Source organism: Burkholderia sp. AW33-5, assembly GCF_053427615.1.
This window is the reverse complement of record NZ_JBSAXA010000049.1, coordinates 1-7,738: the sequence shown is the minus strand read 5'-3', so window position 1 is coordinate 7,738 and position 7,738 is coordinate 1. Positions and strand designations below refer to the sequence as shown.

5 protein-coding genes and 1 pseudogene are annotated in these 7,738 nt (G+C 59.4%); 1 reads left to right on the top strand and 5 read right to left on the bottom strand.

Annotated elements, in window-relative coordinates:
- The 4 genes and pseudogenes from ACV22V_RS31935 to ACV22V_RS31920 form a co-directional block, all read right to left on the bottom strand.
- Positions 1–202: pseudogene (locus ACV22V_RS31935) on the bottom strand (transposase); the annotation flags it as partial.
- A 17-nt stretch (positions 203–219) separates the two neighbouring features.
- The gene (locus ACV22V_RS31930) at positions 220–2,529 is read right to left on the bottom strand and encodes a GNVR domain-containing protein (RefSeq protein WP_448016688.1); all 2,310 of its coding nucleotides are present in this window, start codon (positions 2,527–2,529) and stop codon (positions 220–222) included.
- Positions 2,530–2,576: 47 nt separating this feature from the next.
- Positions 2,577–3,926, bottom strand: coding sequence for a cellulase family glycosylhydrolase (locus ACV22V_RS31925; RefSeq protein WP_448016687.1), 1,350 nt, complete (start codon positions 3,924–3,926; stop codon positions 2,577–2,579).
- A gap of 16 nt (positions 3,927–3,942) precedes the next feature.
- Complete coding sequence (locus ACV22V_RS31920) at positions 3,943–5,154, bottom strand: hypothetical protein (RefSeq protein ID WP_448016685.1); 1,212 nt, start codon at positions 5,152–5,154, stop codon at positions 3,943–3,945.
- Positions 5,155–5,512: 358 nt separating this feature from the next.
- Here ACV22V_RS31920 and ACV22V_RS31915 point away from each other — a divergent pair.
- Positions 5,513–6,269, top strand: a protein-coding gene (locus ACV22V_RS31915) for an IS5 family transposase (RefSeq protein ID WP_448016683.1) whose coding sequence is annotated in 2 segments (ribosomal slippage) — positions 5,513–5,832 and positions 5,831–6,269 — 759 coding nt in all. Because the reading frame shifts where the segments join, the coding sequence is not laid out codon by codon here.
- Between the two features lie 53 nt (positions 6,270–6,322).
- On the opposite strand, the gene ACV22V_RS31910 is transcribed toward ACV22V_RS31915, so the two are convergent.
- Positions 6,323–7,645, bottom strand: a complete 1,323-nt coding sequence (locus tag ACV22V_RS31910; RefSeq protein WP_448016681.1) for an IS5 family transposase — start codon at positions 7,643–7,645, stop codon at positions 6,323–6,325.
- Positions 7,646–7,738: the final 93 nt, after the last annotated feature.

Below are 7,738 nucleotides of genomic sequence, written 5' to 3'. Positions count from 1 at the left end.
CCTCGGCTGCTCGCGGTTTCGCTAGCAACACCGCATGCAGTCGATCCCACACGTCGGCAGGCTGGCAATCGCTCACCCTGCGCAAACAACTTACGTCCGAGCCGCATTCCATTTCGGACGGCAAGTCGCGCCAACAAATTCCCGTCTTCCGCACAAACAGGATGCCCGCCCAAGGCGCACGGTCCGCCACTGGCTTGCCACCGCGGTAGGCGTTCGAATTCACGCCTTTTCCTGGTTCCGCCGACGCCGTTCCACGAACCCGCGGAATGGAAATTCCCGGAATTCCACCCTCTGGCACTCCGTCGAACGAACCGGAACACCACCCGTACGCAAGAGTTTGACGACCGGTTTACTCGAACCCTGGTCTGCATTGAAAACGTGCCCCGCTATATCGGCACCGATGCTCCGCAGATGCACCAACGCAGCCTCGACGTCGGCGACGCGCGTCAAGCCGCTGCGCGAAACCAGCACGTTCGCGTCGCAGTTCGCGCCGATGATGCCGAGCGCGTCGTTGCTTGGCAATAACGGCGGTCCGTCAATCACGACGAAGTCGTAACGCTGGCGTAGCGATGCGATAAGCTTCGTGAGTCCAGCGCCTTCGAACAACTCGCCGGGTGACGTTTTGCCCGGTGAGCCCGCCGTCATGATCGAAAGTTGACTACCCGCCACGCGTAGCGTCACGGCATCGGGCAACATCGAGCCGTCGAGCACCTGAGTGAGACCAGGGCCGCCGGCCGTCGACGAAGCGCGCAAGTCAGCGTTGATCAATAGTACGCTGGCGTTCGTTCTCGCCAGCAGATATGCAAGATTCGACGAAACGAAACTGCAGCCGACTCCAGCTTTCACCCCCGTAAACAGCAAGACCTTGCCTCCACCACTCTGACGAGGTTCCGTGAGCACAATCTTCAGGCTGGCACGCAATGCGCGCAGCGAATCGACGCCCTCGTCGTCCGGATGCGTGGCTGCCAGCGGCAACGCCGCCGAGCGAGATTGTCCAGGCGCGGCCGCCAATGCTGGCGACGACGCCACGATCGCGAGGCACGGTCGGTCGGTCAGCCTCATCAGCGCAGCCGGCGAATACAGTTCACGGCGGTACAGCGACAACAGATGCACGCCCGTCAGTGCAAAGAACACTCCCGCGAACAACGCGCCTAGCACAATAATGCCGCGCTTGGGCCAGACAGGCCGAAACGGTGCTACTGCCCAGTCGATGGCTGTCACACCGGGCGCTGCGCTCGAGATAGCGATCTCGAGCTGCTGCGCGTTGGTGAGCACGCTCGTGTAAAGCTGTGTTGTGATCGCCACCTGGCGCGACAGGCGCACAAATTCTCGCTGAGTCGTGGGCAATTTGGCTGCCATTGCACTCGTATCGCGAATCTCTCGTTTCACGTGGTCGAGTTGCGTCTGCACCGTCTGATACTGGACACTTTTGGGCAAAAAGTGCTGCGTGACGTCGTCGAGCGAGATTTGCAACTCGGTCTGGTGCTCCGCGAGGGTATTGAGTCTGCTAATCAACGCAGCACCTTGTTGATCGACGTCGATCGCACCGTTCTGTGTCCGGTATTGATTCAGATCGTCCTCGGCCTTCTGCAAGTCGTGCTTCAGCCCCGGTAACCGCTGCCGCAACGAATCGAGGTTGCGACGTGCGCGATCCGTCCGGAACGCGAGGTCACGCTGCAGATACTGCTGCACGATCGCGTTGACCATTTTTTTCGCTTCCCGTGCACTGTCCGCCTGATAGCTGAGATGGATCATCGAAGGCGATTCCAATGTCGAGTCGCGGTTCGGCACGACCGTCTTCAGATGCTTCGATACGTTTTCGTAAACAAGTGGCTCCGGCTGCTTGCGCACCGAGTATTCGATACCGGGACGTGCCCGCAAAACGTCGATGCGTAGTCGACCGGCCGTTGCTTCTCCAGGAAGCCTGAATGACACTGTTTCGCCGACCTTGCCGCGCGCAAGCGCGTTGTTGTCGTCGTCATAGAGCGTCCAGATGTTCGGACCTTCTGCGACCACTCTGAATCGATCGCCGAGTGCACCTTTCGGAATCGAGAATTCGCCGATGTCGAGCCTCTCGCCACCCCACGCGTAGCCGGTCAGTCCGAGCAGCGCCGGCGCGAGTGCGTCTTCCGTATCGAAGCGCGACGCAAGAAGCGGACCGATCAGCGGAAACCGGCTCGCGCTGCGGATATCGAGATCGGCACCTGTTGCATCGATCGCGTTGTCGATGACCGCGCGCGAAATCAGCATCTCGCTTTCGTCGGACGCGGACGGGGACGCCATGATCGTTCCGGAGACGTCAGAGAGCGAACTGATCGACGAACCGGGCTTTGTCTGGACACGTAGAAGCGCTTCGGCCCGGTACTGCGGCGTGGCAAGCAGCGCATACAACACGCCCGTCACGAGGGTTGCGCCGATCGTAGCGAAGAACAGACGACGATGCTGCGTAACGGCATGCCAAAGCTGTCTCACCCCGGATTCGTCCGGTATCCGCTGCGGATATTGGATCTTTCGAGCGTTGAATTTCATGTTGGTTTCTGAATGATGCGACTGTTTCCGATCTTGCTCGCCGGCTATCAGCCAGTCGCTGAGACGATGAACACCGGGCCCTGCTCCTCGCGGATCGTCAGTCGACGACGCGAGATGTCGACCGGCGCTCCATACAGATCAGACGCGGACGTACCTGCGGCAGGTAACTGTGAAAGGTCAATGTCGAGCGTGTTGTTTTTTTCGTAACACCAGACCACGTATTTCACAATGCCTTCGGCACGGAATCGCAAGACCGCGAAACGCCGAACAGGATCGAGGAACAATTTCGCGCCGTGTGCATTCGCGGTGAACGAGAAAAGATGCCGGACCGCGACGTACGCCGGCAGTGGCATGTTGTTGGCGTCCAACAGGCCGAAGTTATGTTCCATGTTATTCGGGTCGCCCCCGTCATTGCGCATGTCGTAGTAGGCCGTGAGCCCGATCTGCGCAATCCAGTCGACCAGGAGGCGTCGCACCGCGTAGCGAGCCTGGCGCTCGCGCGCGGCAGGATCGTGGCCGTCGCTGGTGTGCGACACATACTTGTATCCATAGGTCGGATACGACCACTCGGTTGCCCAAATGGCGGGAACGGTACGATACATGGCAAGATCTTGTGCGAGCGTGGCGTAGTCGCGCAGAGCGGTCTCCGGTGCATCTTGCCGATACGGATGTACGCTGACCGCATCGGGCGCGGGCTGGGACGCGCTGCCGATATCGCCTACCGCCCGAATGAATGGCAAGTCGACCTGCTGAACGCCACCCGTCGCGACCACAGCATTCGGATTCGCGCTTTTGACAGCTCGAACGGTTGCCTGCAGCAAGTTCCGGTACTCGGCCGGCGATGGAGGCGCAAGCCAGTAGTCCTTGTGGTCTTGTTCGTTCCAAACTTCGAAGCGTACCGGCTGATCGCGAAAGTGCAGCGCGGACTGCGTCGCATACTCGGCGAACGCGTCGACCTGCGCGGGCAACGTTGGGGGCTGCTTGGGCGCGTGTCGCGGATGCTGATAGCCGAGGATGAACAGCGCACCGAGCCCCCGCGCACGCAGGTTGGCGACGAGTGCGTCGTAGCGCGAGAAATTCCAGCCCTGCGGCATTTCTACCGAATCCCAGAACAGGTCCGTCCGGACGAAGGAGAATCCGGCGTCTCGTACCGCATCCAGCAGCACCGGATCGTCGATCTCGTGAATCGCAACACCGGAATTCGCTCGTGTATTAAAAAAGCGCGGGAGAGCAACGAAAGGCAGCGTCGACGATTGCATAGTATTCGGCAGCACGAGCGCCGGTTCGTTCGAACTGGCGGTATTCGACACCGTCAATATGGCGGCTGCCCCAAGCAGCGCGGTTGCGAACCATTTCGCCAAAGATCTCATGCGTGCGTGTTCGATGGTCATAGTCACCGTTCGATGGTCATAGTCACTGATTCGCCGTCCAAGTCGCCGCTTGACTCAGGCCATCTTGATTGGATCGAGTCTCCTGACCGGCATGTACGGTAAGCGCACGGACTGCGAGGCCCGCGAAGAGCAGACAGCCAAGCGCTTCGAAGATATCGGTCGTCACACCGCTCAACAGCACGAACAGCAGCATCAGCCATGCTTTCGAGTTATCCGTACGACTAGCCAGCACGCGCTGCACGAACACGAGCATGACTAGCAAGGCACCTGCTACACCGATATTCGCGACGACATAGAGCGCGGCGTTGTCGGAGTAGCCGGTATTGAAACCGAAGTTGGCCGTGTAGTACGCCGTCGCGGAACCGAATCCGCCTGGCCCGATGCCAAACCAAAGCAGGTCTGCACGCGCCATGCCATCGAGCAGTTTCGGCCAGGTGTTCAACAGCCGATCCTGCATCGACGCGAGCGACCCCGAATCGGTGACTCCCACATTGGTCGTCGCGGAAATGACCCATCCCGCGAGTGGCAATACGATCATCAATACCGTCATGAAGATACAGGTGCGCTTGAGGCCCGATGTTTTCAGCGCAGCGAAACAAAGCAGCACGAGCGAAAGCGCAATGAGTGTCGTCTTGTTGGTGGTAGCCCAGATCGCGAGCGCCGACATCGCGAGTAGCGCCACGATTACCAGCGCATTGCGCTGGCGCGGGACGAGCCACGCGGTCAGCAGGCCGATCACGAGGCCGGTAGTCGCACTGCTTCGACCGAAACCGGGCAGGCGCGGTACAGTGCCGACATAGTTGGATGACGCGAGCTGCACATTGACGCCGTTGACGTCGATGCTACCGCCAACCCATGGCAGGTGTACAAACCAGTTGAGCATGACCCCTGCGCAGCAGGCTGTTGTCAGCACAACGAACGCGAACCGGATCGCGCTTGACTCGAGCATGTCAAGTGCGCCGGGAGGCATGAGGAGCACGAACATTAGGGGCGCTACCGTCCATATCCAGAAACATGCGGCCTCGAGACTGACACCGTTCGCGAGCGATACACACATCTGCATGGCCAGGAAACTTGCAACGAGTATGGTGGCGACGCGCGGGCGTATCACGAGGCCGAACACGATACAGCCAACCATCAGGGCCTTGGGCAGATAACCGAGCAATGAAATTCCCGCGAGCGACGTGTAATAGCGGATCGCGCCGGAAAATACGTCACTCGCAAGCGCGATCATGAATGTTGCAGCCCATAGCCGGCTAATCGATCGGTTTCCATTCATGACGCTGGGTACACACGTTTTCGAGCAGAGCGACGCGAAGATAGTGCACGCGACGTCATAGAGAAGAAGGACACCAGCTCGTTCTCGCGAGACGATCCTGGCGAATTGCACTGAGCAGGCGCGGTCAATCGTCGCCGTCCTGCTCGACTGCTTCGCAAGTATAGGGTCGTTCAATCGCAAGAAAGGTTCGACAACCCACACTTTCAGTGGCCGCGACGTGGAACAACGGTAGATTCGTAACATCACGCTGCCGCGCTCCGCCACCTCCTTAGGGCGTGTTCACACTACATAAATTTAAGGTTATGCTTCGGAGATGGAAATCTCCGAAGCCCAATTCAAACAGATCGAACATTGCTTGCCGCGACAGCGGGGTAATGTGAGCCTGTCGAACCTGCAAGTGATCAACGCGATCCTCTATGTTGCCGAGCACGGGTGTAAATGGCGCGGCCTGCCGCCACGTTTTGGCCGCTGGCACACGATCTACATGCGCATGAACCGCTGGTCTCGCAACGGCGTACTGGACCGAGTATTCACGAAGTTGCAGCGCGCACAGATCATCCGCGTTCGCATTGAAGCGGTGTCGCTGGATAGCACGATCGTGAAGGTTCATCCTGACGGTACCGGTGCGTTAAAAAAATGGACCCCAAGCGATCGGCAAGTCTCGCGGAGGATGGACAACCAAGATGCATATGGTTGCCGCGGATGCTCGAACAGCCATAACGTTCGCACTGTCTCCCGGTCAGGCCGGCGATGCGCCGCACGGCCGTGCACTACTCGAACGCCTGGGGCCGCCGAATCGACCGCTGCATCTATTGATGGACAAGGCGTACGAAGGGAATGAAACCCGGCAACTCGCGCTCGCTCTCGGCTTTATCCCTGTCGTTCCTCCGTTGAGCACGCGCGTCGAGCCCTGGGAGTACGACCGGGAAATGTACAAACGTCGCAACGAAGTCGAGCGGTTGTTTCGGCGGTTGAAGGGCTTTCGTCGCATCTTCTCCCGCTTCGACAAACTCGATTTGATGTTCATCGCCTTTATCAACTTTTCCCTGATCGTCGAAGCCCTACGCTAGTGTGAACACGCCCTAGTCGGCCCTGAACAATTCGTTTTAGCTCACGGATGAACTCACACCGCCGACGGTGCAGAGGTTTTGAAGCTGAGAAAAGCGATGAGAATCAGGACGTAAAAAAGCCGCAGCTTGCACAGGATCATCCGCAGATTGTGGTCGGCGCCGCACCGCACTGCGTGGATCGCGTCGCCCAACGAGCCCTTGAGCCAATTCCGATCGAGCTTGCCGTCGGCCTTCACGTGTCCGATGGTTGGCTCGATCGCGCTGCGACGCCAGATCATTGCTCGCAGGCCGCGCGTGATACCGCGTCGCAAGCCGGAGTGATAGACCTTCACACCATCGACGGCGACGCCCTTGTAGCCGCGGTCGACGACGGCGATCTCCGGCTGAATGTCGCTCAGGATCGCCGCTTGTTCCAACGCTTCGGCCAACGTGTGCCCGTCGTACGGATTTCCCGGCATTGAAAGAGCTCCGATCACGAGCCCTTCCTTGTGCGTCGTCATGATCGACACCTTTACGCCGAACTCGTACGGCTTGCGCGCTTTGCCTTTCGCCAGGCACTCCACTCCCGGCGCGTGCAGCGCGTACAGCTTGTTCTTGTCCTTCTGCTTCTGCGTGAGAATCCGCTTCGTGCGGCCAATCAGATCTTCCAGCGCCGCCCGACCTTGCTGAGCGACGCCATCTAGTTGTCGCTCGACGTCACGCATCACACGCCCTACGCGTGAACGCAAAGTGCGCAGCGCCTTCTTCATCCGCTTGTACTGTTTCGCATGCGCATAGCGCCCGATCTGGCCCGCCAGACGCGGCGCTTCACGGTTGCAGTTCTGCCGCAGCTTCAGCCCGTGTTGCGCGGCAGCCTTCACCAGATGTTCGCGGCAACGTTCGAGCAGACGCGAATCGGTCGGATGGGCAATCGCCTTTTCCATCACCGTCGTATCGACAATCACCCGCTTCAGGCTCGTCGTCTTGATGACCTTTGCACGTTTGGCCGCTTCGATCGTCTCGGCCAACAGTTTTTCAACGCCGGCTTCCCCCAGCCGCTTGCGCCAGCGCGTCAGGCTCGACGGATCGATCGGCGGCTTCGTCTGCAAGTACGTCTCGCCGGTGAACACCTGCCAATACGGGTTCTTCAGCCATTGCCAGACCACGTCCTCGTCCGACAGGTCGAAGGCATGCTGCAAATACAGCAGCCCTGCGATCAAACGCGGCGACGTTGCCGATCGGCCGCGGGGCGACACAAAGCTTGCACTCATCGCCGTGTTCAACCGCTCCCAGTCGATCAGATCGGCAAGGCGAACCAACGGATGCTCCAGGTTGATCTGCTCGCGAAGCGGTTGGCGAAAGAAATCTCCCTCTGTCACCGGCGTCTTCGGACCCATCCACACCTCGTCAGGATTTGCAGGATTCACGCGTCAATATGCCCGCTTCCTGCAAATCCAACAACACTGTTTCGCCCTCACAGCCTTAGAAGT